The 26,516-nt window shown below is 48.9% G+C and carries 24 protein-coding genes; 4 read left to right on the forward strand and 20 right to left on the reverse strand.

All coding sequences use genetic code 11. From position 1 onward, the window contains the following. A partial coding sequence (locus HY879_05550) for an ATP-binding cassette domain-containing protein (protein MBI5602802.1) occupies positions 1-1,285 on the forward strand: 1,285 nt, incomplete at its 5' end. A gap of 174 nt (positions 1,286-1,459) precedes the next feature. On the opposite strand, the gene HY879_05555 is transcribed toward HY879_05550, so the two are convergent. The 3 genes from HY879_05555 to HY879_05565 form a co-directional block, all read right to left on the reverse strand. After that, the gene (locus tag HY879_05555; GenBank protein ID MBI5602803.1) at positions 1,460-4,612 is read right to left on the reverse strand and encodes an N-6 DNA methylase; all 3,153 of its coding nucleotides are present in this window, start codon (positions 4,610-4,612) and stop codon (positions 1,460-1,462) included. A 99-nt stretch (positions 4,613-4,711) separates the two neighbouring features. Further along, positions 4,712-5,095 (reverse strand): helix-turn-helix domain-containing protein, encoded by a 384-nt coding sequence (locus HY879_05560; protein ID MBI5602804.1) that lies wholly within the window; start codon positions 5,093-5,095, stop codon positions 4,712-4,714. Next, a complete protein-coding gene (locus HY879_05565) occupies positions 5,086-5,388 on the reverse strand; it encodes a type II toxin-antitoxin system HigB family toxin (GenBank protein ID MBI5602805.1) in 303 nt (100 codons plus the stop codon). The genes HY879_05560 and HY879_05565 overlap by 10 nt, the downstream gene beginning before the upstream one ends. Positions 5,389-6,274: 886 nt before the next feature. On the opposite strand from HY879_05565, the gene HY879_05570 reads away from it, so the two are divergent. Beyond that, entirely contained in the window at positions 6,275-6,640 is a 366-nt protein-coding gene (locus HY879_05570; protein MBI5602806.1) for a hypothetical protein, read from the forward strand. A 142-nt stretch (positions 6,641-6,782) separates the two neighbouring features. On the opposite strand, the gene HY879_05575 is transcribed toward HY879_05570, so the two are convergent. Beyond that, positions 6,783-7,946, reverse strand: coding sequence for an aminotransferase class I/II-fold pyridoxal phosphate-dependent enzyme (locus HY879_05575; GenBank protein MBI5602807.1), 1,164 nt, complete (start codon positions 7,944-7,946; stop codon positions 6,783-6,785). 391 nt (positions 7,947-8,337) lie between these two features. Here HY879_05575 and HY879_05580 point away from each other — a divergent pair, with 391 nt between their 5' ends. Beyond that, positions 8,338-9,519: an MFS transporter gene (locus HY879_05580; protein ID MBI5602808.1), complete on the forward strand. Its 1,182-nt coding sequence runs from the start codon at positions 8,338-8,340 to the stop codon at positions 9,517-9,519. A 34-nt stretch (positions 9,520-9,553) separates the two neighbouring features. On the opposite strand, the gene trxB is transcribed toward HY879_05580, so the two are convergent. The 9 genes from trxB to HY879_05625 all read right to left on the reverse strand — a co-directional run bounded on the left by trxB (position 9,554) and on the right by HY879_05625 (position 18,169). Continuing rightward, positions 9,554-10,762, reverse strand: a complete 1,209-nt coding sequence (trxB, locus tag HY879_05585; protein ID MBI5602809.1) for a thioredoxin-disulfide reductase — start codon at positions 10,760-10,762, stop codon at positions 9,554-9,556. A gap of 22 nt (positions 10,763-10,784) precedes the next feature. After that, the gene (locus HY879_05590) at positions 10,785-11,108 is read right to left on the reverse strand and encodes a thioredoxin family protein (protein MBI5602810.1); all 324 of its coding nucleotides are present in this window, start codon (positions 11,106-11,108) and stop codon (positions 10,785-10,787) included. Positions 11,109-11,124: 16 nt separating this feature from the next. After that, positions 11,125-13,146, reverse strand: coding sequence for an alkaline phosphatase family protein (locus HY879_05595; GenBank protein ID MBI5602811.1), 2,022 nt, complete (start codon positions 13,144-13,146; stop codon positions 11,125-11,127). Positions 13,147-13,209: 63 nt separating this feature from the next. Beyond that, positions 13,210-14,151, reverse strand: a complete 942-nt coding sequence (locus tag HY879_05600) for a tripartite tricarboxylate transporter substrate binding protein (GenBank protein ID MBI5602812.1) — start codon at positions 14,149-14,151, stop codon at positions 13,210-13,212. Positions 14,152-14,329: 178 nt separating this feature from the next. Continuing rightward, positions 14,330-15,001 carry a GntR family transcriptional regulator gene (locus HY879_05605; GenBank protein ID MBI5602813.1) on the reverse strand — a complete coding sequence of 224 codons (672 nt, stop codon included), beginning with the start codon at positions 14,999-15,001 and terminating at the stop codon, positions 14,330-14,332. 1 nt (position 15,002) lies between these two features. Next, positions 15,003-16,505 carry a tripartite tricarboxylate transporter permease gene (locus HY879_05610; GenBank protein ID MBI5602814.1) on the reverse strand — a complete coding sequence of 501 codons (1,503 nt, stop codon included), beginning with the start codon at positions 16,503-16,505 and terminating at the stop codon, positions 15,003-15,005. Positions 16,506-16,521: 16 nt separating this feature from the next. Next, entirely contained in the window at positions 16,522-16,986 is a 465-nt protein-coding gene (locus HY879_05615) for a tripartite tricarboxylate transporter TctB family protein (GenBank protein ID MBI5602815.1), read from the reverse strand. A 521-nt stretch (positions 16,987-17,507) separates the two neighbouring features. Continuing rightward, positions 17,508-17,852 carry a HigA family addiction module antidote protein gene (locus tag HY879_05620; GenBank protein ID MBI5602816.1) on the reverse strand — a complete coding sequence of 115 codons (345 nt, stop codon included), beginning with the start codon at positions 17,850-17,852 and terminating at the stop codon, positions 17,508-17,510. Between the two features lie 23 nt (positions 17,853-17,875). Further along, entirely contained in the window at positions 17,876-18,169 is a 294-nt protein-coding gene (locus HY879_05625; GenBank protein ID MBI5602817.1) for a type II toxin-antitoxin system RelE/ParE family toxin, read from the reverse strand. Positions 18,170-18,347: 178 nt separating this feature from the next. Between HY879_05625 and HY879_05630 the strand changes: the two genes are divergently transcribed. Then, positions 18,348-19,259 (forward strand): NAD(P)-dependent oxidoreductase, encoded by a 912-nt coding sequence (locus HY879_05630; GenBank protein ID MBI5602818.1) that lies wholly within the window; start codon positions 18,348-18,350, stop codon positions 19,257-19,259. A gap of 146 nt (positions 19,260-19,405) precedes the next feature. On the opposite strand, the gene HY879_05635 is transcribed toward HY879_05630, so the two are convergent. The 7 genes from HY879_05635 to HY879_05665 form a co-directional block, all read right to left on the reverse strand. Further along, positions 19,406-20,077, reverse strand: coding sequence for a response regulator (locus tag HY879_05635; GenBank protein ID MBI5602819.1), 672 nt, complete (start codon positions 20,075-20,077; stop codon positions 19,406-19,408). 184 nt (positions 20,078-20,261) lie between these two features. Beyond that, positions 20,262-21,260 carry an NrtA/SsuA/CpmA family ABC transporter substrate-binding protein gene (locus tag HY879_05640; protein MBI5602820.1) on the reverse strand — a complete coding sequence of 333 codons (999 nt, stop codon included), beginning with the start codon at positions 21,258-21,260 and terminating at the stop codon, positions 20,262-20,264. Positions 21,261-21,445: 185 nt separating this feature from the next. Next, a complete protein-coding gene (locus tag HY879_05645; GenBank protein MBI5602821.1) occupies positions 21,446-22,378 on the reverse strand; it encodes a DMT family transporter in 933 nt (310 codons plus the stop codon). A gap of 2 nt (positions 22,379-22,380) precedes the next feature. After that, complete coding sequence (locus tag HY879_05650) at positions 22,381-23,628, reverse strand: M48 family metallopeptidase (GenBank protein MBI5602822.1); 1,248 nt, start codon at positions 23,626-23,628, stop codon at positions 22,381-22,383. A 122-nt stretch (positions 23,629-23,750) separates the two neighbouring features. Further along, the gene (locus HY879_05655) at positions 23,751-23,954 is read right to left on the reverse strand and encodes a cold-shock protein (protein MBI5602823.1); all 204 of its coding nucleotides are present in this window, start codon (positions 23,952-23,954) and stop codon (positions 23,751-23,753) included. A gap of 224 nt (positions 23,955-24,178) precedes the next feature. Next, a complete protein-coding gene (locus HY879_05660; GenBank protein ID MBI5602824.1) occupies positions 24,179-25,042 on the reverse strand; it encodes a glycosyltransferase family 2 protein in 864 nt (287 codons plus the stop codon). Next, positions 25,039-26,259, reverse strand: a complete 1,221-nt coding sequence (locus tag HY879_05665) for a glycosyltransferase family 4 protein (protein ID MBI5602825.1) — start codon at positions 26,257-26,259, stop codon at positions 25,039-25,041. Before HY879_05665 ends, HY879_05660 begins: the two co-directional genes overlap by 4 nt. Between the last annotated feature and the right edge of the window lie 257 nt (positions 26,260-26,516).

A 26,516-nucleotide genomic window follows, 5' to 3' on the forward strand; every position in this document is an offset into this window, starting at 1 on the left:
AACAGAAGCCGAAGGGGTTCGTTGTGCTGAAATTGAGAGTGCGTTTGCGGAAATGAACGGGTATGAAGCCGAAGCCGAAGCAGCCGTGCTGCTGAGCGGAGTCGGTATCTCTGATGATCAGCGGACGAAAAAGATGAAGGAGCTGGAGGCGGGTGACAAGGTCCGTGTCCTTTTGGCCCAGGCGCTGTTTGGCAATCCGGATGTGCTTCTCCTGGACGAACCGACCAATAACCTCGATCTGAAATCCATCCAATGGCTGGAAGAGTTCCTGTCACGGTTTGCCAATACGGTTATCGTGGTTTCCCATGACCGGCATTTTCTGAATCAGGTCTGTACGCATACCGCGGATATCGATTTCGGACGGATTCAGATTTATGTCGGCAATTATGATTTTTGGTACCGTGCCAGCCAGTTGAACTTAAAGCAGAAGCAGAACGAGAACCGCAAAGCATCGGAAAAGGCGGATGAACTGAAAGCTTTTATTCAGCGCTTCAGCGCCAATGCCTCCAAGTCCAGGCAGGCTACGTCGCGCAAGAAGCTGCTCGAAAAACTCACTCTGGAAGATTTGCCGGTCTCATCCAGAAAATATCCCTATGTGGTCTTCAAACCGGAGAGAGCTTGCGGCGATATCATCCTGAGCATTGAGGGGCTGACCAAAGAGATTGACGGGGTCAAGGTTTTGGATAATTTTGACCTGGCAGTGCGCAAAGGGGATAAAATCGCTTTTACCGGCGAAACCTATCTTGCCCGAACGACCCTTTTCCGGATTCTGGCAGGCGAGTTGGAACCAGACAGCGGCCGTTACCGCTGGGGGGTGACCATTACCAGTGCCTATTTCCCCCAGGAGAATAGCGCATTTTTTGCGCAAGAGATGACCTTGCTTGAATGGCTGGGCCAGTATACACCGCCCACGGAGGGTGAAACCTTTGCGCGCGGCTTCTTAGGCCGAATGCTTTTCTCCGGTGAAGAGGCCCTGAAAAAGACAGTCGTCCTCTCCGGCGGCGAGCGGGTCCGTTGTATGTTGTCGCGTATGATGCTGACCGGAGCCAATGTCCTGATTCTTGATGAGCCGACCAACCACCTGGACCTGGAATCGATCATCGCCCTCAATGATGCATTGATTGCCTTCAGTGAGGTGATCCTGTTTGCCTCGCATGATCAGGAGTTCGTTGCCACCGTGGCCAACCGGTTTATCGAGATCGCCGAGGGCGGCGCCATCGACCGCACCATGGATTTTGAAGACACTCAGGGGCAAGGCTATATCGCGAAAGCAAGCTGTGGATAAAGAGGACAAGGTCGCCCCCTTTTCCGCACTATGCATTGGAACCGGTTTTCTTAACCGATTTTCCTAAGAGGCCCCACAGTTGGAGGGGGTCGAGCCCAATGCCGTTCAAACCGAATTCATCACTTCGTGTGCCCCGACCCAGTTATTGATATCACCGGCCAGGAAGTTATGCCATTATTCAGTCAGGATCGTTTTTTTCTCCAGCTTTTCGAAAAGAGTATCCAGTTCTTTTTGAACTTCGATGGTTTTTTTGAGGGCGGTTACCATTTGACAATATTGTTTGATCTCGTCGAGTTGCAAAACCCGTCCCTTTCGGTCCTTTAACCACTTGTCGCAAACCTGGTATCCACCAATGATATATTCCCAGATCTCCTCCGGGACTCCCTCAAAATAACAGGATTTATTGATATAGACCCGCCGGCTTTCGCGGTCATATATCTGCCTCTCCACCTTTGTTTCTCCTTGTCCTTGAAAACGGGAAGTAGGTGGATCAATCTCCGCAGCCTTTAAAAGGTGGAGATCCACCAGCCGCTGCCCATATTGGGCGGCCTTTAAAAACAGGGGATATTCAGTCGTAAAAGGTATGCGCGGGAAATCCCTTTTTAGAAATTCAAAATATTGCGAGTGGTATTGCTTGGAATACAGAACAGCATACACATAGAATAAAATTTGTTCTGGATAGATATTTTTTTTGTAAGATTTTTTAAGTTGATCCAAAAAAGTTGAGGAAATATTTGGTTTCTTAATCTCATAGTCAGTTTGGGATTCAAAAAGCAGCATTAAGTTTCCGAAAGTTTTTTTGTGAGGATTGCCGGATTTTTTTTGGGATTGTGGATAGAGATAAAGGGGAAAGAGATAGCCCCTTTCTTTAGTTTTATTTGAAACTAATGAATCATCGGAAAGAGAGGATGATACTAATGCGTGGTGCCAACTGTCAGAAGAAATTTGACGGCAGGTAATCAGACCTAAATTCTCTTGCAACATATGCCGCATTACCTCTGGTCGAGGCATACAATGAAACCCACGTGACTTGCCGGTATAATAGGTATAGCGGACATCAAAAGGCCGGTAGAGAATCGGAACTATATTTTTTCTGTCAAGACCATTGCCGGTCAAATCTTTTTGAGCCAGTTCAACTTTCCAGTCCCGGGCATCTTTCCCCAAACGGTAGGCCGTGCGGGCCATCTCCGGTTCCAACCGGAAAAAATTCATGACCGTGGTCCAGACATCATTTTTGTTCCAACGAATGGTCAGGGAATCCCGGGCCGTAACGATCCCAACACTATGGACCGGGAAGATATCGGTTATCTTTGGATAGCGTTCATATTGTTCGAGAAGATTTTCATCCCTGGGCAAAAAGAAATAAAAGCCAGGCTTTGGTTTTATCTCCTGCCAAGGAATACTTTTTCCGTCTTCCTTGACGAGTCGGGCATATTTTTCTTCCCGCCTGCCCCAAAGTTCGGAATAGAAGACCCGGCACTCTTTTTTCTTGCCCTTCTTCTTGATAAAAAGGGCAATGGCTACCCCTTGTTTGATATCAAAAACGTTTTCATCCTTGGACCCGTCGGGACATTTTTCCTTCTTCAGAGAGTTGCCGTGGAGATCTAAGACATAGATTTCATCAAAACTCCCCATGAGGGAACGGCGCATTCCTCGAAAGGTGGGATTGTCGAGATAGCTATGGTTGGTGATAAAGCCGATAACCCCTTCCCCGGCCTGATCGATTTTCCATTGGCCGAAACGGATGAACTTGACGTAATCGTCCTGGAGCCATTTAGGATTTTTTTCTCCCAATGGCTTCCCATCAACTTGATGATAGGTTCTAATCTCTTTCAAAATCCATTTTCCAATGTTGGTGGAATGGCCTGAGTAAGGAGGATTGCCGAGGATGACGAGAATGGGTTGTTTCTTTTTAACCCTTCCGGCCAGGTGGGATTCTTCCGATAACGAGGCCATTCCAGGAAATTCAGTCTGAGCCAGATCTTCCATTTCGAGCGTGTTGGTCAGATAAAGTTTGATCCGGTCTTTTTCGCCAAGACGGTAGCCCAGTTCTTCAAGGAGAAAGGCCATTTTTAAATGGCCAACGGCATAAGGGGCCATCATCAACTCAAAGGCATAAAAATTTTTCAGGATATGGTCCCGGATCAAGGCCTCCTTTCCGCCTTGCCCGAACTTATCCCCAAATTCCGAAACGGCCAACGAGGCGGCTTCCGCCAAAAAGGTGAGGGTTCCGGCTGCCGGGTCCAGAACGGTTACTTGTCCATCGGCCAAGCCGTCTTTTCTGGCGAATGATCCCTTGAGAATTTGATTGATGGATCGAACGATAAAGGAGACCACCGGTTCCGGGGTATAATAGACCCCCCGGCGCTCCCGGGTTTTTGGGTCGTACTCGGTCAAAAAGGTCTCATAAAAATGAACGATAGGGTCTTTGCCTTTGCCTTCATGGAAATATCCGTGAAGGATGGCCTGGACATCTGTAACGGCCAGGACTTCGGCCAGATCGTCGATGACCCATTCCATTTGTTTGGGAAGATTCCCCAGCGAAATAAAATGAAAGAGGTCTCGAAGGATACCGATAGTCGGGGGAATGCCGTCATAAGCCAGTTTACGGTTAAAGGTCTCCATGCGGGTCCGGGCCGCAAAAAGACCATAGGCGATGGTCTGGGAATAGAGATCGGCAAAATCCTCACGAGACAATCCCTGGATCAGGTATTCCCGGAAGGCCTGATAGAAACCTGAAATAAATCCTTTTTTATCTTTTTCCTCCTTTTTAAGCTCTTCGGTGATCACCCACTCTTTTAAAAACCTGGTCCTCTTGGCTAATTCAATGGCCAGGGCCTTGGCCTCATAGAGTTTGGGCAAAGCAAAGGAAAAATATTTATCCAGGAGATTCAAAAAGGCCTCTTCATTTTCTGCCGGAGGTATCCGCTTGATCTTATAAATCCAGAAAGACCGGCCGATCAGGACTTTGTCTATCAGGGTCCCGTTTCGGTAGAGGCGAAATTCAAAGAAGTTGGTCAGAAGCAGATTGGGAAAGGTGTGGATATAGCGTTTAAGCTGTTCGGACGTTTCGATCTGGTCCAGATACTCGTGGCTTGGCTCTTTAGCCTCGATGTATCCGATGATATGCTGTTTGCCGTCCCAGACCCGGAAATCCGGGTTCCCGGCTTCGGTCTTTTTGGGCAGGGTGGTTATATGGACGTTCGACTTGCCGCGATTCTCGACAAACTCTTTCAATAGCCATTCCAGGGCCGGATAATAGCTTTCTTCCCGGGCGTCACCTTGGCCGGCAATTTCCTGCAGCCTTGAAAAGTAGGCGGTTAACATGATATTTTAGCTGAATCTCATTTTAATTTTTGGCCACAGAGTCTATAATATTTTTTCCATCGTATTTTTTTTCCAGGTCATCCCGCCGGTGAGGTAAAGTTAAACAAATGTCGCCGGTCTGACATTAAATCGCTTGGCCAACACTCTTATATGGTTTAAGTTTAAAGGCCTCTTGCCGTGAAGCAGTTCGGAGACAGTGGATTTGCCGCCTAAAACTTCGGCCAGATCCTTTTGTTTTAATTCGTTTTGATCCATTAAGAATTTTAGTACCTCTATTCCGGAGGCTTCAGGGAGGGCATGAAGGGATTCTTCATACTTTTCAATCAGAAGGGTCAGGGTCTCGGCATAATCCGCGAGGGGGCCTTCCGTTGCGTCAAAAGCCGCCTCCATGGATTTCAGGGCATCCTGGTATTCTTCTTCGTTCTTTATGACCTTCAACGGAAATAAGTCTTTTGAAAAATCCTTTTCCCGGGCTAACGGCATTTTGGATCTCCTTTTAAAATAAGCTTTTCGTATTCTTCGTGACTCAAAATGTATTTAATCCACATCCTTTGAGCGAAGAAATTTACCCGGACCACCAGCCTGTATTTACCGCCGCCGATATTAAAAACAAGACAATTATTGATCAGGTCGGCTGTTCCAAAAGTTTTTTTCAATTCCGCAAAATTTAAAAATTGATTCTTACTACAGACGGTCCACCAGTATTCCAGGGGTTTTCTGGACTTTGGATATCTGCGGGAAAAATCATTCAGAACCTTTCGGGCAATCACATGCATAATATAGGCTACCCGATTCTATTTTTCGTGTCAAGAGAAAAGTTCTGAAATATAGAACTAAAAGGGAGGCGTTGTCCTTCATCTCCGTAGATGCTCGATTGCCCGAGTTTTTGGTCTATTTGGTCAATCTGGCTAAAAAGCACGTTTCTTTTAACGGCCCACTTGTTATCTTGCTTGGGATCAAAGCTTTTTTCTTGGCCGACCAACGTTTGACCCCATCGCGGACTTGAGTCGCCCGGTTTATGGGGGCTGGAAATTTTTGCCATATCTTGCCCGTTTCTCCTTTAGGTTAAACCCGATTTTCCGCTTTTTAGGGGAAAGTCAATGGAAAAGTTGAGAGAAGATATTTTTGGCACGGATGTCGCGGATGGCAGGGTTTAAGGCAGGAATTATTAGCCACGGACCCACTCCAGTGAAATTGAAATGCAAAGACATTTCACGGGGCAGACACGGACAATTTTTCTCTCGCCCGTTCCATCCGGTCACTTGAGCACGCGGAGGGCACAGAGAAAGGCAAATGTCTTTTTCATTGCGGTTGAGGGGTCTGCAATAAAAAGCCGGCCCGGCGCTGCCGCGCTCCCGGCATCAGGCCGAGAAGGGTTTTGGATGTCCGTTGCAGGGGACAGCCAAAAAGAAATTTCTTCTCTGAGAACTCTGAGAGCTCGAACGAATGAAGTGAGCGGGCGAGAGACAGCCTGAGAGGGGAGATCAGAATAACCGCCCCGGCCCTTGGTGTCCCGGACTTTCGGCATCGCAGGATCAGTAATGATGAATGTCGTCCGGCAGTTTACCCTTGACTTAGGCGAGTATTGTGTTACATATTTATCCGAATAAAACCCGCATTTGACACTTTAAACGGATTATCTGCAAAAGGAGGAATATCGTCATGAAAATAAAAACTTTTTTCGCCATTCTTCTTGTTACCACACTTATCCTGGGATCCACTCAAGTTTTCGCCGAGTACTGCAAGGTAGGCCAGATCGTTACCGGCCTTTATAAAGGAGGACTCTACAAGGCCAAGGTCATCGAGGTAAAGGACCATCTGTGTAAGGTTACCTGGTTGGACGGCTCAGACGACCCGGATGAATGGCTGAACCCCGAGCAAATGTTGGTGCAAGGTTTTTATAAAGGGAAATGGTACAATGGAAAAATTATTTCCAAAGAAGGCGATGGAATTTACAAGGTCCGCTGGACCGATGGGAGCGGTGATCCGGATGAACTGGTAGAAATCAAGAATCTCCGCCCGCGCTAAATTCCATTGCATCACCTGAAGGTTGTCTCTGGAGGCGATCCCCGGCAAAGGACATTGTCCATCCCAGGAGTGGTGGCATGAGTTGAAATTCTGGAATTCGAAAGCCAGGAGAGAGCCTGCCCCGGCTCGGCTGCCCCGGTGCCTATTTTTTTCGGAAGTTGCGAAGTCCCTCAGCCGCCGCCATAAGCGTTTCCATCTTCTTCGGAAAACAGAACCTGATTTTTGACCTTCCAAGCTCGGGGTAACTGTAAAAAGCGCTCCCCGGTACTGTTGCCACTCTGGCCTCCTTGATCAGTTGAAGGGCGAAGGCCACATCATCGGTTACCCCCCAGTGACTCACATCGGTCATGATGTAATAGGCCCCTTGGGGTTTAAAAGCCTTGAAGCCGGCCTCAGTGAGGGCGGAAAAGAGGAAATCCCGCTTTTGCGTATATTCCATAGCCAGATTTTGGTAATACGAGTCGTTGATTTTCAAAGCCTCGGCCGCAGCCTCCTGAAGGGGATGCGGTGCCCCGACGGTAAGGAAATCATGAACCTTGCGGATGGCCGCGGTAATAACAGGGGAGGCAATGGCCCAGCCGACCCGCCATCCGGTGAGGCTGTAGGTTTTCGAGATCGAGTTGATGGTAACGCTTCTCTGCTCCATGCCTGGAAGGGAAGCCATGCTGACGTGCTGCGCTCCGTCGTAGAGGATGTGTTCATAGATTTCATCGGTTACGGCCACAACGCCCCATTTCTGGCAGAGTCCGGCGATAAAGGCAAGCTCTTCCCGTGAGAACACCTTGCCGCTGGGGTTATTCGGTGTATTGATGATAATGGCCTTGGTCTTGTTGTTGAAGGCCTTTGTCAGTTCCGTCTCATCGAACCGCCAGTCAGGCTCATGGAGCGTAATAAACCTCGGAACAGCGTCGCAGAGAATGGAATCCGGGCCGTAGTTTTCATAAAAAGGTTCAAAGATAATCACCTCGTCGCCCGGATTAACGATGGCCATGAGGGAGGCGATCATGCACTCGGTCGCGCCGCAACAAACCGTGATTTCCCTTTCGGGGTCCACCCCAAGACCGTTGTAACGGGCAAATTTCTCCGCAATGGCACGGCGTAAGGCCGGTGTCCCCCAGGTAATGGCATATTGATTGAAATCTTCCCGGATGGCCCGAACGGCGGCCTCCTTGATCTCCGGGGGCGCGGGAAAATCGGGAAAACCCTGGGCGAGATTAATCCCCTGGTGCGCAATGCAGACCCGGGTCATATCCCGTATTACCGATTCTGTGAAACTGAGCGCCTTCTCCGATCCGAAACCGTCCATCCCTTTTCTCCTTTTGGGCCTTGTTGCTGCATAACATTAGGGCATATTACCCATATCGCAACCCGCGAGTCAATGGAGAAATTGGCCTTCAGGAGCAGGCCGAAATAAAGGTTAAAAAGTGAAAGGAAGCAAGATGGTCAATTATGTTGACAGATTGGCCGGCTATTGCTAAGTTTAAGTTTCCAGCAAGTGTCCGAAGCCCTGGTGCTCATTTTCTTCGGTCGAAAGAAATAAAACCTTTGGTAGCTGTTCTCAGTCACACTCCTGTCGGATTGCCGGGCAGACCAGACGTTTTCCCGGCTAACGGGTCGTCAAGATTTATGTCTTCCTGGCTCATCTGGTTGCCGGAGTAACGGCGGCGAAATCAGTTATTCCCCGACAGGAAATCAACATGCAGACCCCCCGAACCCTTTTCACCCGTAACTTCATTCTGGCCTTTCTGGCGCAATTTGCCTTTACTTCGGTCCTGCAACTTCTCTTCCCGACGCTTCCGATCTATCTTAAGAAGTTAGGATCGACAGAAATAGAAATAGGGGTTCTGGTCGGGGTTTTGGGCCTCGCCTCCCTTATATCCAGACCCCTGGTCGGGAGGGCCCTCATGAAGGCCCGAGAGAAGACCTTCATGATTGTCGGGGCCGTCTTCTATACCTTAAGCTCCTTGGCCTATATTTGGATCCCGCCCTTCTGGCCTCTTTTGTTGGTCAGAATCGTTCAAGGGGTCGGATTCGGTTTCTTCCATACGGCCTCCACGACTTATGTGGTCAACAGCAGCGAGGTCGGCCACCGGGCCCGCATCCTTGGCTATTTTGCCCTTTCCATGAACATAGCCGGTGTCATCGCTCCGCCCCTCGGGATAGTACTGGTCAACCGGTTCGGCTTTACACACCTTTTTCTGGTCTGCACCGTTGTTTCATCGGGCATGCTTTTCGGTTCAGGTTTATTGGGTCCAGTCCGGAAGCCTTTACCTGCCGGAGACGCCCATAGTGACGGTTTCCTGCTAAGCCGTAGGGCTCTGCCCCCCTCCATCATCAGCTTAATGTCCATCTTTATCTGGGCCTCGCTGACTACCTTCTTTCCTCTTTATGCCACGAGCCGGGGCGTGACCAATCCAGGGCTCTTCTTTACCGTCATGGCCATTATGCTTATTCTGAGCCGGACTTTGGGCGGCAGGATCATGGATGTCTCCAACAAGAAACGCGTGATTTACCCCTCCATTCTCATTTGTGCTGTAGCGATGGGCCTGCTCGCCTTTTCAAGAACGCAACCCCTGTTTCTTTTCGTTGCCGCCCTGTGGGGGACCGGCCATGCCTTTCTTATCCCTTCTTTAATGGCCTTTGCCCTTGAACGTGCAGGCTCCTCTCCCTCTCCTGTGGTGGCGACTTTTTATGCTGTCTCGGATATCGGCCTGTTCCTGGGTCCTCTGGTTATGGGCATCGTGGCCCGCTACACCGGCTATCCCACGATGTTTTTTTGCCTGTCCCTGGTTGGGGTCGGTGGTCTTCTTTATTTCTGGTATTTCACGCGAAAAGACGGGAAGGATCTTGCGGACCGGAGAAGGATATCCGGATTATAAGGGCCTTAAGCTTTTTCCTGTTTCCCAAGTGTTCTTATTTAAATTCCTCTGTCCAAACCTCTGAGAAGTCTCCGGAAAGATCACGGATAACCTTTCCTTCCTTCAACAACAAAGCCGCCGGTATTCTCGCCACATTGTACCTCTGGGCCAACCGTTTCTTCCTTGACATATCCACTTTAACCAGCCTGACTTTTTCGCCTGTTTCTGCTACAGCCTGTTCCAGCTTTGCCACGGCCCCAATGCTTTTTTCATCCGTGGGACTCCAAAAAGCAAGAACTACAGGCTTTTTTACACCTAACACCTTCTCTTTAAAATCATCTTCTTCGAGCAGATATCTTTCAGCACCGACCGCGGCTATAGCACCGTCAGAGGCTGCTGTTACCACTTGACGCAGGTATTTGACTCTGGAGTCTCCTGCAGCATATACGCCGTCTACAGAGGTTTCCATAATATCGTTGGTTATTATGTATCCTCTCTCGTCTAAGGCTAATTTATCTTGCAGAATTTTCGTCTCAGGTACCATTCCTACATATATAAAGACGCCTTCGGCCTTGATTTCTCTAAGGACTCCGGTCTTTAAGTTTTTGACTACTACTTCTTCGACTATTTCTTCCCCTTTTATTTCAGTCAGGGTGGCGTTCCATAGAAACTCTATCTTTTTATTTTTGAAAGCTTTTTCGGCGCTGAACTTGTTGCAGTCCACAATTCCCTCGTCGTGGATTACAATTACAAGGACTTTGCTGGCATACTTTGTGATGTAGATAGCTTCTTCTATCGCGGCATCTCCGTTACCGACCACCACCACCGTAAGGTCTTTGTAAAAATCGGCGTCGCATGTGGCGCAGTAGGATACCCCATTGCCCCTGAACTTCCCTTCCCCGGGTATGTTAAGCATACGGGGCTGGGACCCGGTAGCCAGTATCACGGCTCTTGCCCCATAGGTGTTGCCTTTTTTGGTTTTGATTATTTTTATTTCATCGTCTAATTCGACCTCAGTTACCTGCTCTTTTATTATTTCGGCGCCGAATTCTTCAGCGTGAGCCGCCATAATTTTCATCAGTTCCGGTCCAGTTGCAGACTTATAACCCGGGTAGTTCACGATCTCCCTTGTTGTAAACGCCAACCCGCCTACCGCACCTTTTTCTAAGATCACGGTCTTAAGCTTTGACCGGGCACCGTAGATTCCCGCCGCCAGACCCGCGGGACCCCCTCCGATAATTATCAAATCGTAAGTCGGCAACAGGGTCACCCCTTCTTGATAGGTCTCAAAATAGGATTTCTTCAATTTTTTCTTTCAACTGTTCTTCCTCAACCATACCGGACATCTTGCCTTGATATTCGCCATTCTTGAACAACAATAGTTGCGGCACCCCTCTGAACGAAAACCTATTAAACAAGTCCCTTTCTTCCTCTACATCAACTTGATAAAAGCCCAGTTTATCTTTGTATTCTTCCGCGGTTTCCTCAACCATAGGAACAACTTCCGCGCAGACATGGCAATTTTTTCTGCTAAAGACTACCAAGCAGGTCTCGGAATTGTCATAGATCTTCTCCTCGAAAGTCCCTTCATTTAAGGCCGTAAGCTTCAACACGATCTCCTGTCTTTTAAAGTTCTTGCTCCAAAATTTGGTAAACCGGAGCACCTTCACATTGAGCTGGTATTCTTACCCCGCCTAAAATTGCCAGGGTAGGGGCGAAATCAACTTGACGAATTACACGAGTGGTCGTAAAGCCCTTCTTCAAGCCTTTACCGGCAGCAACGAAGATTGGAGAAATAGAAGTGTCAAAGTAACCATAATAAGTGGACATACTTTCACCATGTTCTCTACAGCAACCTTCCTTGCACATATAGACAATATCGCCGGTTTCATCACCGCTCAAACCTAAAACTTGAGCTTCCTTATTTCTTATCGCGATACCAATAACCCGTTTGCCGGTTTTAGGATGTCTATAGTTATATAGATCATCAATGATCTTCTCTTCAAACGCGTATTGGTCTTCCGGCTCTACAATACCTGTGTCATTTCTGCCTTTAAGGTTAATCCAAATATAGCTGCTTCTTGTTGCAACGGCAGTTGTTTTTTCCCAGTCGATTTCTCTCAGTTCATTGCCATTTTCGTCCTTCTTGAGGACGGTATAACCTAATTCCTGCATGACTCTAACGTTGCAGCCCATGCCGTCGCCAATCAACGGAAGTTCTTCCGAATGAATTTGTAAACCATGATCTGAAGTGATGAAAATCGTCCAGTCCTCTTCCAATAAATGCAAGAATGCACCAATATAGTCATCTGCATCTTTGTATACTTTTTCGATTAATGCCTGGTACAACCCCGCATCATTACCGACGCCTTCTTTTTCCAAAGCGAAGTTCCAATATAAGTGCCCCTGGTGGTCAATAAAGTGAATATGGGAGAAGATCACTTCGATGCCCTGCTCCTGAATCATGTAGTTCAAGGCATCCGCTTGCCATTTTATGTAATTTGCCCAAACCGGATTTAACAGTTCGGAGCAGTTCTCGTAGTTCGAACCGCCCATTTGGCAGAAAGATGGCACATAACCGACATGGCGGATTAGGTCTTGATATATGGATTTGGGAGACCATCTTACATCGTTGGCGATATCAAGAGCAGTACTCATCCATAATCTTACCCGAGAACCATCCGGAGCGATTTCCAAGGGTTTATAATTTCGAGTGCATGGCACTTGTTTGCCATCTACATTACAATCATCAATGACTGCAAAGGCAAATTCCTTTTCTTTCATTTTTACGAATGGTTCAGCATCTTTTTTAGATTTGTAGATTGCTACAGTATCATAGATACCTGCTACATCCTTTAAAATGAGTGCCGGCCTTCTCACCAGACCGTTGGAAGTTATAATGTAGAATTCCAATGCGCCTTCCGGAGCATTGGTCCAGCCGTTAGCTTCTTTGATTGGGCTTACTACTTTGTCATAAGGAATATTATCTAACCCGGCAGCACCTTCTTCTAAACTCAAAAATAGATTTACAACCGTTTTCTTTTTGTGACGTTCAAGGAGGAAGGAGCCTGCACTATTATCTTCTTCCGGCAAGTCCTGGATTACGCAGCCAGATCCAGTATCCTCCGTTGTGCTCGCTTTATATCCGACATTTTTAACCCCCTTAGAGGCCAACACCATTTTTTCACCGTCAACATTTGCAATACTCATATTTACCGCGGCCGGTTGGGCGCCGTCGACAACATATAAGTTGGGGTTATCGGAAGTCGGAGGCCAGGCAGAACCAGGCCAGTGCCAGACGAGTGTTTTTTTACCGGCTTCTGCGAAACAATTCCAAATTTGCTCAGCTTGACACATTTTGGAGTCTAAGGAGTAGACCATCGCCGATAGATCTTCTTTACTTTGGTTCCAGAAGTCGGTAATCCCATGGGTTTCCGGATATGCACCGGTTGCTAATGTAGTCCATTGTGCCGGTGTGATCGTAGGCATTGCTCCTAACATCTGCAAATCTTCTCTTTGAGCACCCCGTTCAATTAATTTTTTTAGATTGGGCATTGTTCCTTTCTCGACAAACTTTTTAGACAAGCGTGGATCCATGCCATCTAACCCTAACACTAAAATATTGTTTGCTTTTGCTTCTCTATTCATTTTTTATTCCTCGTTTTTCAATTCAAGTCCCTCCCTCAGCGGGCGGCCCCATCCGGTTTTCTGCTATTGCTGGACAAGCTTCTTCATCATCTTAATTTGTGATTTCAGGTGTTCTTCCGTCTGCCCGCTGTCAAGATACGTGGCAGAGATTTGTAGTTTCTTTTCGAGTAACTCCAGAAAAGCTGCATCCTTCGCGGCTCTCTTGGTCGCCTCTTCTAACTTTTTTATGATGGGATCCGGTGTGGCCTTGGGCGCCGACAATAACATGTAGGTGATGATCTGGATATCATAGCCTTGTTCCTGAAGAGTCGGCACCTCCGGGGAGCCCAGGAGTCGCTTGTCGCCAGTGCCGCCAAGGGTGATCATCTTACCGGCCCTCACAAAAGAGGCGTGGATGCCACCGCTGTACCCGAAATCGACATGTTTCCCGAGGATCGCCGTCATCACCTCTTCACCGCCTTTAGTGGGGATACCCCGCCACTGAACACCTTCTTTTTTAGCGATGTAACTGGCGATCTTTTCGCCTACGGGTTGCATGGAAGCATAGCAGAGCCCCGGATGTTTCTTCGCATATTCCACCAGCCCCTTAAAGTCCTTCCAGGGGCTATCCGGCGCGGAGACAAATGCCTCCTGGGTTTTGCCTGCTGCCCCGAAGAATTTGAAATCGTCGGTACTGTATTGAACCTTCTGGACCAGGGGATTGTAGGTATAGACCACCGTAGGGCATATGCCTATCGTATAGCCGTCAGGCTTTGCCGCCTTGACCGCCATCACGCCGAGGGCTCCACCCGCTCCCGGCTTGTTGACAACCAGGACCGGCTGTCCGAGCGCAGCCTCGAGTTGTTTCGCCAGCCCACGCGCCGTCGTATCAGCGAGCCCTCCCGCTGCAAACCCGACCAGGAGTTGTATGGGTTTCGTTGGATAATCCTGTCCCTGGGCCTTCACACCCTTTGCAGGAAACAGAAGCAGTAAGAACAAGAAAACTATTATTACGGACTTTTTCATGGCAATCTCCCCTCTATTTTTTAGTCAAAACCCTCCGGCAGAGCGGGAGGGTTGAAAATAATAGCCCCTCGAAGGGGCTTGAAAACCATTCACATTCGTCTGGAAACTTTAATCAGTCAGGCGCGGATTTGATGTTTGAACGCGTCTATGCCATCAGGAAGGATTATTGCATTGTTCGTCACTTTTCAGCCTCCTTGGTGAGATATCTGGCGGCATTACGCACCATCGTTTTTCGAATCTCCTCCGCTCCGGTCCCGTCTTCCCTCTCCAGTGCTGCGATAAGCTCCCTGTGCCCCTGCAGCGACTGCGCTACGCGTTCGGGTTTGCTGAAATAGCGCGTTCTGAGCAGATCGGACAGCTCGTACATACTTTCAATCAGATGCCTGAGTCGCGGGCTCCTGGAAAGATTATAAATGACTTGGTGAAACTTCTGGTGTGTTCTGGCATAGGTTGAAAAGTCTGTGTAGCTTGCCTCTTTCTCGAAATCGTCGAGCAACGCTTTCAGTTTTCTTATACTCGCAGCGGTGACGTTTTTTGCGGCCAAGCGCACGCAGAGCCCCTCGAGGACCTCTCTGATCAGCATGATCTCCTCGATCTCTTTCCCCGAAAGGGCCAGTTTAAATGCTCCCCTGTTTGGGATTATCCGAACAACGCCATCATGGGCCAGCTTCGATAACGCCTCTCGTACTGGCGTCTTACTGACGCCCAGTTGACCGGCGATCATTTCTTCGTTGATCTTGGCTCCGGCTTGGACATCATTACTGAGAACGATGCCGCGGACACGCTGATAGACTGTCTGCCGCAGGTTCCGGTGCGTTACGATCTTCTGAATGCCCCGATGCGTGGTCATCTCAGTCTTCCTCCCCTCCGGTAAGCCTTGATTTCTGCTTAAAAACGAATGGCGATATTAGAAGCATTATAGCTATCACCACGAGCACTGCTGCAATGGGCCTCGTGAGGAAAATCATCGGATTGCCGTTAGAGAGGATCAGAGATTGACGTAATGATTCTTCGAACATCGGGCCGAGTACCAGGGCCAGAACAAGCGGGGCGGGCTCGTATGAAAATTTTTTCATAGCGTAGCCGAGCAAGCCGCAGGCCGCCATGATACCGACTTCCACCATACTGTTGTTGAGCGAATAGGCCCCAATAAGGCAGATCAGCAGGATCAGGGGCGCCAAAAGGAAATAGGGTACCTTCAGGATCTTTACCCAAACCCCAATGAGTGGGAGGTTGAGCAGCACCAGCATGGCGTTCCCAATATACATGCTCCCGATGGTCCCCCAGAATAGGTCCGGGTTTTCCTTCATAAGGAGAGGTCCCGGCGCAAGGCCGTGGATCATCAGGGCACCCATCATTATGGCCAGTGACGGCGTGCAGGGCAGCCCAAGCGTCAAGAGCGGGATAAAGGAGGCCTGGCCGCCTGCGTTATTGGCGGTCTCGGGACCGGCCACCCCGGCTATCTCCCCCTTGCCAAACGTTTCCGGATGCTTTGAGATCCTTTTTTCCAAGGCATAGGAAAAGAACGAAGGGAGCACGCCACCTGCTCCGGGAAAAAGCCCGACCAGGAAACCGAGGAGTGTTCCTCTGGTCACCGGGCCCGCGGAATCCTTCCAGTCCTTTTTAGTCAGGAAGAGATCGCTGACCTTTGCCTTGAAAACCTGTATCTTCTCTGATGACTGTTCTACGTTGAGCAGGATTTCAGAAATACCGAATAAACCCATCACCACAGGAACGATACCAATGCCGTCCTGCAGTTCCAGTATCCCCAGCGTGAATCTCGGCGATGCTGAAATTAAATCGGTTCCGATGGTGCTGAGAAGCAAGCCGGCCGCTGCCATCATCAAGGCTTTGGCCATGGAACCCCGCGAAAGGTACGTCACCATAGTGAATCCGAAGAAGAGGAGAGCCACCTTTTCCGGAAAACCAAACTTGAGCGCCATCTCGGAGAGTGGTGGTGCAAGGAACATGGTCATGACAATCGCAAAGGTGCCCCCAACGAAAGAACCGATCGCGGATATCGCCAAGGCCGGGCCAGCCCGGCCTTTCCTGGCCATCTGATATCCGTCGAGGCATGTAACGACCGAGGCGGCTTCACCCGGGATATTGACGAGGATGGAGGTGGTAGACCCACCGTAGAGTGCACCGTAGAAAATACCGGCGAGCATGATCATCGATTGAACGGCTGTCAAACTGAAAGTGGCCGGCAGGAGCAGGGCTATGGTAGTAGCTGGCCCCAGCCCCGGCAACACACCCACCAACGTCCCGCACAAGACACCTACGAAACAGAGCAGAAGGTTGACGGGCTCAAGTGCAACCGAAAAGGCCATTCCAACGTGACTAAGGATATCCAAAACTATGTCTCCTGATTCAGAACCAAAGAATACCCCGGGGGAGGGGTACCTTCAGCAGCACCTCAAAGAGCGCGTAAAAAAATAATGTCGAGAGAAAGGCGGCCGGTAGCGTCACCCGCCACTTTCGGGGTTCAAGCCTCAACATGAGGAGCATGAAAATAAACGTTGTCAAAAAAAATCCCAGTCGCTCCACTCCAAAAATATACAAACAGAGGGCAAACAAGACCTGAATTACCCTTTTCCAACTGTCGTTCTGCGGAAAGAAGCGTCCTGACTCCTCGCCGGCGACCTTTCCGCGCTTCACGATAGCATCGCCGATGACCGTGAGAGCAAGGCCGACAAGGATAAGGCCGGCTACGAATGGAAATAAGCCCGGACCGGGCAGACCGAAGTCGCCAAGACCATACATCAGGCCACCGGAGCAAAAGAGCACTCCAACACCGATCCAAAATAGGCCCCCTATTATCGTTTTTATAATCATAATCATAATTATAATTATGATTATAAAATTATTTTCCCGTTGTCAAGCTTTTTTTGCAGGGAATTTCTGTTAGGTTCTGACAACAAGACCGATTTCCTGAAAATAAAAAAGATAACTTATTTAAATTATTATATTAATAGTTAAGTTGTAGACGTCGGTCAGAACGTCCGGAGGGTTGAATTGAAATGATATTTTCGAAATGATGGGGTCTAAAAGGGGAGGTTAAACCGGTCTTCGAGGCCTTAAAAATAAGCTTTTAAGCAAATCAAAAGAGGCGTATTTTAGGATGTTCGGGCCCCAGCAGCCTGATCCAAAACAACCGGACCTTCTGAAATACTCGATAATTCGTATTTTGCCATGCTCGGGCTGTCCGGTTTTTCTTAAATTTTTGCCGCCCTTAGTTTTGTCCTTATTTCTTTTTCCCGCTCACCAAGACAATTTGGTTGAACTTATTTAGTTACACTATTCTTCATAGTCTGGGCGCATAACAGACGATTCACTTTGTACTTTTTTAATCATTGTTAAACGCCATGTTGGGCGCTTGATTCATTCAACGAAACCGGGTGGGACGATTTTGGTTTGATACTTTTAAGTTCATTACTTTCAGACTGCCGGGTAAAATACAGATCCCATCTTAATTGCAAATTCATCCAAAATTCCGCTGAAACGTTAAAAAATTTGGATAGTCTCAAAGCTGTGCTGGGGGTCATCCCGCGCCGACCGTTGATGATCTCATTTATCCGTTGGTAGGGTACCTTTATCGCGTCAGCCAGTTCCCGTTGGGTAAGTCCCATCGGCTTTAAAAACTCCTCAAAAAGCATCTCCCCGGGATGTGTAGGTGCTCGGTGAGTTGGAATACGAACCATAGCAAATTCTCCTCTAAAAAAGGTCAATGATAATCTGTTATTTCAACAAGTTCCGGACCGATTGCACTCCATTTAAAGCAAATTCTAAACGGGTCATTTATTCGGATACTGAACTGTCCTTTTCTTTGTCCCGCTAAAGCCTCCAATCTATTGCCAGAGGGGACCCGAAGTTCATCAACGGACAAGATCGAATCCAGTTGGTCAAGTTTTCGTGCGACTATTTTCCAGATTTGTTTAGGGCAGGTTCTGATTGCAGCTTTGGTGGCCTTACCGTTGTAAATATCCTCCGTACCTTTATCCTTAAAGGATATTATCATAGATAACACAATATCACGGATAGCATGCTATGTCAAGGAATAAAAAAGGAGGTTTCGGTTCGACAGAGCGGCTGGCTTTGAATAAATTTTCGTTAATGGCAATTCGGTTAAAACAGTGGTATATAAATACCGAAATTAAAAATATCTCTGGATGGTTCCAAGTCCGAAATGGGGAGAAATGATTAAAAATAAAAAACTCCTGCTCACCGGTGCCAGTGGATTTTTAGGCTGGAATATCTGTCGCCGGGCCGCCGCGGAGTGGACTATTTATGGGTTATATTTTTCTCACCCCATAAACCCGCCGGGGATAAAAAGGATACGGGGTGATTTGAGAAATTTTAAAGAGCAAAAAAAACTCTTTGAGACCATTCGCCCCGAGGCGGTCATTCACACGGCGGCTATAGCGGAGCCCAATTTTTGTCAACTCAACAAGGAGGAAAGCCGGGCCGTCAATGTGGAGGCTTCCCTGAACCTGGCCGGTCTCTGCGCCGATTATAAAATTCCCCTGGTCTTTACCTCTACGGACCTGGTTTTTGACGGCTTACATCCCCCGTACGCGGAAGACGATCCCCCATGCCCCATTAATGTTTACGGGGAGCAAAAGGTTCTGGCCGAGGAAGGGATGCGAAAGAGGTATCCGGAGACGATTATCTGCCGCTTACCCCTAATGTTCGGGAATCCGGGCCCGGCGGCCCAAAGCTTTATGCAACCCATGCTCAAGGCCATGAAAGAAAATCGATATTTAAAGTTATTTTTGGATGAATTCCGAACACCGGTCAGCGGAAAGACCGCCGCCCAGGGGCTTTTTCTGGCCATGGACGAGGCCGAGGGAATCATTCATCTGGGGGGAAGGGAACGGATTTCCCGATATAATTTCGGGCTTCTCCTGCAAAAAGTGCTTGGAGCCCCTGATGCCAAGCTGATCCCTTGTTATCAAAAGGATATCGTATTGCCGGCCCCGCGGTCGGCCGATGTCTCTCTGGACAGCAGCAAAGCCTTTGCCTTGGGGTTTGATCCGCCGGCATTAATAGAAGACTTGAAGGATTGCCTTAATAAATCCTCCTCCCCTTTGGGGCGACACAACTCATGAAAATGCTTCACCAGGCGACCGGCGATGGGCAGAGGCAATAGGATAAACGATTTCAGGCTTTTTCCTCGCCCATAACCCATAGCCTATCGCCCATAGCCATTTTGAAGTTTTTCATACTTACATCTTGCCACTTTATTTATGGGTTCTTATTGGGCCAGATAATCTTTGACGACTTCCAGCATATAACTGAGCTTGAAGGGCTTTGAAAGGGTAAGATAGCCGTAGTTTTCAACCTCCGCTCTGATCCTGTCCTTTACATTTTTCATTCCAAAGAAACCGCTCATATAAATGACCTTGATCCGAGGATCGATTTCCCTGATTTTACCGACCAACTCCAAGCCGTCCATTTCAGGCATGATAATGTCCGTGAAGACCAGGTCCGGGTTGAACTTATTGTAGAGCTCAAAGCCGTTAAGACCGTTGGTGGCGATCCGCACATCGTAACCTTCCATGCGGAAGATTTCCCGGAATATTTCATGAAGACCGAATTCGTCTTCCACGACCAGGATCTTTATTTTGTCCTTCTTTTCCGGTTCTTCCTTTCTCCAGGCCGGAAGTTTTTTTTCGATAAGCACATTAACAAGATCTTTATCCGTTAACTGGTTTATCCGTTCACTGATCTGATTCAGTCTTTGCTGGGCCCTCAGTGCCTTTTCCCCGTTTGAAGGGTTCAAATCGGGATGATAGACTTTGCTGAGGAGGCGATGGCTGTACTTGATATAGGATAAGGCCGCCTGCTCTCCCAGTTCCTCATAGATCTCCCTGGCCTTGTCCAGTAGCCCTAAGTAAACAAGATCATCCGCCAATTCAGTTTTCATATTAACCCCTCATGCCGGCTTCCAGCGGGGATCCGCGAAGCATGAAAATGAATTTCGCCGAATACCGAATATTAAACGACGAACGCTATTTGCATAATAACTGACGGAGTATAAAATAAGGAGGAAAAAAGAGTCAAGGAGAAAAAACAAGGGGTTGGATAATAATTTGAATGGGTATCTTTCCTCACCGGATAATATTTACCGCCCCCGGTTTTATCGCCTTGAGACTATTTTCGGAAATATAAGCCAAGAAATTCGGAACCTGCTTTTCTTTGGTCAGGTTGTTGCTCATCATCCACCGGGCCTCATCTTCCATTGCGGCGATGAGGGACTGGTCAAGAGAAAGCGAAAACTGGTAACGTTGCCAGACCCTCTCCATAAACGCATCATCAAATTTCAACCGTTTCCTGACAATAGTTTTGGCCTCATCCTGGTGACGAGCGATATAGCCTTCCGCCTGAGTAATCGATTGGATAAGCCGTTTTACGATTTCGGAACGGTCCTTTGTCCAACTGCCGGTACTGACTAAATTCCAGTAGGCCTGCTGGCTGCTCTGTAACGCCCTTATGATTACCTCCTTACCCATGTGTTGATCTATTCTTGTTACCCAGGGTTCCCAGGTGACGACAGCGTCAACCTCCCCATGAGCAATAGCCCTTTCAGCATCTGCCGCCCTAATGTCAACGAGTGTCACCTGCTCAAGGTTCAGGCCATTCAAGCCGAACGTTCTTCCCAAGTAGAATTCTGAAATCGTTTTTAAAGTAACACCAATCTTTTTCCCCTTGAGGTCCTGAAGGGTCTTGATGCCACTATCGGTACGCCAGACGATGAAAGTGTTCTCGTACTTGGTTATGGTTCCAAAGTTGATGAGATCTTTTCTATTAAGTATCTGCCTCACGGTCACGAACTCAGACGCTGTAGCAACGTCCGCTTCACCATTTAACATCCCGGCGGTTGCAGTCGCTCCGGAATCATAGTCTTCTTTGATGGTAACCTGAAGGCCATTACGGGCGAAGAAATCCTGAGCTTCCGCAATGTAGAGCAGCGCATTAATCTCAGTGGGCACAGTCGCAATCGTTATGGTTTCCACCTTCCCGGAATACTCGCCCCGGGAACAGGACAATAGGCCGATAGCCGCTGCCAGGAACAGCAACACTATAAAAAGAATGGCTTTACTCCGCAATTGACTTACTCCTTTCTCCGCAAAAATCCGTTAATTTTTCAGAGCATTCCCACCGGAGTATAAAACAGGGAAAAAAACGAATCAAGAAGAAAAGAAGGGGCGGACGGCAATGAGACGGAGATTTGAGATGAGGTATGGAGAGGGCCGGAAGAGGAAAACGCGGCTTTAAAAAATAAGACTCGACGCTACGTCGTACCCCCCCGTTTAGCCACCAGGATTCCGAACAGTACCAGTATCCCTCCAAAAACCTGCCAGGCTCCTATGGATTCATTTAATAAGAGCCAGGCCAGCAGGGCCGCGGTTACCGGCTGGACCAGCAAGGCCACTGAGGAGAAGGAGGCCTGGAGATGGGCCAGGGCAAAGGCGATGAGACTCTGTCCGGCCACCTGGGAGATCAGGGCCAGACCGATCAGGAGGACCCATCCCTGAAGGTTGGGAACAGGTAAACTTTCACCGGATAGCAGGGTAATTGGAAGCAAGGCGGCGGCCGTTACCAGTCCGCTCCAGGCCATCAGGGTGGCCGTGGAAAAGCGTTCCCGGAGCGATTTAACGGACAGGAGATAGCCGGCGTAAAAAAGGGCGGCCGTAAAACTCAAGGTATCCCCCAAAAAATAATGAAGGCTCACCTGGAAACTATGACCGGCAATGAGAGTCATGCCCAGTAAGGCCAGGCCCATGCCGAGAAGAAAAATCAGCCGCACCTTTTGACGAAAAATCAACCAACCCCCCAAAGTGACAAAGACCGGGGCGAAATTGACCAGCAAAGTGGCGTTGGCCACCGAAGTCAGTTTGATGGACCAATGCCAGATGGACAGGTCCCCGGCAAAAAACAGGCCGGCCAGACCTAAATGGAAATAGTCGGAAAAAGAAGAAGGGGAACGTTTCGGATCCGGTCCTTCCCTTTTTAGCACCATCCAGATCCACAAGGGCGGCAAGGCCAGCAAAATGCGCCAGAAGGCCGTGGCACTGGGTCCCACTGGACTGAGACGGACAAAGATGGGGGCAAAGGCGATGGCCACGGCCCCGGCGAATAAGGCCGCGAGGGGTACGGTGCCGCCTGAATTTTCTTTGGGAAAATACCGTTCGGTGTTCGGTGTTCGGCGTTGGGCGAAAACCATTTTCATGCTTCTAAGGAATTGATCCTTTCCAGCAAGGGAGGATGGGAATAATGAAACCGGACATAGAGCGGATGGGGGAAAAGATTGCTCAAGTTGTCAGCCGCCAGCCTTTTTAAAACCGTCACCAGGGTTGAGGGGGACTTGAGCAGCTTAAGGGCGAACCGGTCGGCCTGGCGTTCGAATCGCCGGGAAAGGGCCATATAAAAAGGAGAAAGAAAAAACCCGGCTTTCTGGCCTAAGATGCCTATCAAAAACAGCCCCACATAGGCTGGGGAATCTTGAAACCCGAAGGTCCGGTAGAGCAGCGGCCAGTCCATCAAAAGATAAAAAAGATAAAAGGCCGCCAGCATGGACCAGGCAAAAAGAAAGAATTGTTTCCAGATGTGCCGGCCCTTAAAATGACCCACTTCATGGGCCAGCACGGCCAGGATCTCCTCCTGAGGATGGCTCTGGATCAGGGTGTCAAAGAGAACGATCCGCTTGGTCTTGCCCAGGCCGGTAAAGTAGGCGTTGGTGTGGCGGCTGCGCCTGCCGGCATCCATCTGGAACAGGCCCTTGATGTGGATCCCGGCCTCCTGCATCAGTCGGGAAATCTTATCGGCCAGCTCCTGATCCCGGAGGGGTTCAAATTTATTGAAAATCGGGGCGATCAAGATGGGATAGAGCACGGCCATCAGCAGTTGAAAAAGGGAAAGGATGAGGAACCCCCAGAGCCACCAGTGGTTCGGAGAAAGGCGAATCATCCAGAGGATAAGGGATAAGATTACGGCAAACAAGACCAGCGACAGGGCCGCACCTTTAAGTTGATCCGTTACCCAGGTCTTGAGGGTGGCTTTGTTAAAGCCATATTTTTCTTCGATCCGAAAGGTGTGATAATAATCAAAGGGAAGGTCCAATAAGGAGGTGATACATCCCGGGACCAGCCAGAAGAAAAGACCGGAGAGGATAAAGGAAAGTCCCCAATACCGGGCAAGCTGATCCACCAGGGGGAGAAAACCCGACAGGAGGATGACCAGGAGGATGAGGTCCGAAAAAATCTGCTGAAAGGAGCCGAACCGGCTGTTCTCCCGGGTGTAGGCCACGATCCGGGAAAGCTTTTGTCTGTCAATAAACCCTTCAAAAAGTATGGGCACAGAGTCGCTCTGGGTTTTTAAATGTCGGCGGTTTACCCGCTCCAGCCAGAGAGAAAAAATAAGCTCAAGGAAATAGATCGATAGAAAACAGATCAATAGAAGATTAAATGGTATCATTTTTCTGAAGGTATTGGATAGACCTTTGCTCTCTGGCGTTGAAACCGGCCCGAGGGTTTAAAAAGAAAAAGGGGGATGAAAATTTTCATCCCCCTTTTTCTTTTTTGTTGTTTAACGAAAGGCTACAGGGCCTTTACATTGACAGCAGCCGGGCCTTTTTTGCCCTGCTCGATGTCAAAGCTTACCCGCTGGCCTTCTTGCAAGGTCCTGAAACCCTGCATACTGATCGCTGAATGGTGAATAAATACATCCTTATCCTGACCATCAACTTCAATAAAGCCAAAACCTTTGTTTTCGTTGAACCACTTTACGCGTCCTTCTGGCATAGTCGTATCCCTCCTCTTGAAGTATTTCTCAAGTTGGGATACGACAGACCAAAAAAGGCATCAAAGGATAAATTCTCCGATGCCTTAGGCCGTCGAATTTGATCACCAACTTCGACCGTCATCCACACCATACTGGGTCGATAACGGATTTATTAATTAAATATTATAATTCCCTATTTTTGGCAAGTCAAGGGTTTTTTAGTACTTATCAAAAATTATTCGGATCAGGGATTTGCCTGATGAAAGGCCCGAATAATCTGCCCGATCAGGGGGATGATATTCCCCCGGTTGGCCGCGCCGTATTGAAACCAAACCCTTTTTTGGCGGAACAGCAGAAAGGGCCAAAACCCTTTGGAGATGTATTTAAAAAAGAAATACCAATCGTTGAAGATCGTACTTTCCAGATATTGCCGGGCCGGAGGATTTCTGCTTCCCCCCTTTTTTTCCATAACATGAAAGACCGCGGGCCTCGGATCATAGACGATCTCAAAGCCGTGCTTCCTGATCTGCAGGGCATAGTCCACTTCTTCCCATAAAAAGTTGCCCCAATAATTCAGATCGAATTCACCGACCTTTTGAAGAACCCTGTTTCTGAGCGACATATTGCACCCGTACAAGGTCGGAACCGGGCATCGTTGGTTGGTGGTAAAATTCCGGAGATATTTTCCGCTGCGGGTGATTCGGGCCGCCCAGGGTAAATCGTTCTCGGTACAACCGTCATAAAGGACTTTCCCACTGACGGCTCCCAGACTTCGATCCTGGTAGTTTTCGAGATGGTATTGTATGAGGGTGGGATGAAAAAGGACATCGTCGTCTAAGAAAAGGACAATATCCCCCTGCACTTCTTTACGGGCCAGATTGCGGGCGGCTGTTGTCGACGGGTAAGAGAGAGGCAAGAGGCGTACCTGGTCCCGGTGTTCCTTTAAATAGGCATAGGTTTCCGGTTTATGGGTCCGGCTTTGATCAATGACCAGGGTTTCTTTGGGCTGGATGGTTTGATCTCTTAACAGCTTGAGGACATGGATCAGGGACTCTTCCCGGTTAAAGGTGCAAATGACCACTGAAACAGATGGAGCGGTGGCCGTCATGATCCTCTGAGGCTTAGGAATAAAGCCTCTATCCTGTCCGTAATCCTGCCGATTTCAAATTGATGATGCACTTTGGCCTTTCCTTTTTCTCCCATGGCCCTTCGGAGGTCGGGGTCTTTTAATAGTTTTATGGCCGCAGCGGCCAAACTTAGCTTATCCCCATAGGGTACCAGGAAGCCGTCTTCTCCCTCATCGATCATATCGCTGACGGCCGGTATGCGGGCCCCGATCACCGGTTTTCCTTTGGCCCAGGCCTCCAGAAAGACCACCCCAAAGCTTTCAACCTTAGAAGGCAGGATCAGGAAGTCGCAAGCGGTCAGAAGGTCGGTCTTTTCCTCTTCCGGGAAGTCATCCAAAGAGAGGATGCGATGATCCCGGGATAAGGGGTGGCTTTTGTATAACGCTTGGAAATAGGGGCCGGACTGACCGGCCAGGACCAGGACCGTCTGATCCATTTCCTTCCAGATCAGGGGCATGGCATCCAGGAGGATGTCGATCCCCTTGTTTTCGACCTTGCGCCCCAGGAAAAGGATCAAGGGCTGATCCGTCAGGCCGTGGGTGGATCGGAACCGGCGGCCATCGCCTCCCTCTAAAAGGGAGAGGTCTATCCCCTGGCCCAAGGGATGGACCTTTTCTTCTTTTATCCCTTGCCTGATCAGAAATTCTTTTTCGGCCCGGGTATTGGTCATTATAGCGGAGGCCTTGGGAAAGATCCAGCCAAGGATCTTGAGGAGCGAGGCGTTTATATCCTGAAAATGGAGATGAGGTTGAATGACCCAGGGGCACCCCAATTTTCGGGCGGCCCGCCAGGCATAGTAGATGGTGGCCGTAGGAAAGGGAACGGCATAGAGGAGGTCGGGATTGAGGTCCCGGGCTATTCGGATCATCCGGGGCAGATAGGGGACCTGGGTCATGAACCAGAGGTGGTCTCCTCCGATAAGGCGGCTCCGTAAGGCCAGGGCCCCTGATTTGGCCAGGATTAACCGCTGCTTTCGAGAAAGCGGCAAACGGATAATCCGTATGCCCTCCCGGATTTCTTCCCCCGGCAGAGAGGGATTGTTCCGGGGGTTTTTAAAATCCTCCAGGCAGGTTTGATTGGAGGTGATCACCGTTACCCGATGTCCTTTTTTTACCAGCCCTTTGCCGCATTCCAGGAGGGCGGACTCCGTTCCTCCCCGGGCGGGATAAAAGAGATGGGTCAGGGCGACTATATGCATTTTTTCCCCATCAGGGCCGGATCTTGCCACGGATATTCAGGGTAATATTGGGTTTTTGAAAGTCGTTGCTGAGGCTGGTCGCCGATTTCCAGACCTGACCGTGATAGCCCTTTAAATTCAGACATCCTGACACAGTGCCTCATTTTTATGTAACATGGACGATATCCTTGACACCATAAACGAGTCGAAGCTTCGAACCCGGGAATAATGTTTTTGTCGTATTCAACATTTCACAGAGCCTTCCGATAGCCTTGCTG

This window comes from Deltaproteobacteria bacterium, from assembly GCA_016219225.1.
GTDB lineage: Bacteria > Desulfobacterota > RBG-13-43-22 > RBG-13-43-22 > RBG-13-43-22 > RBG-13-43-22.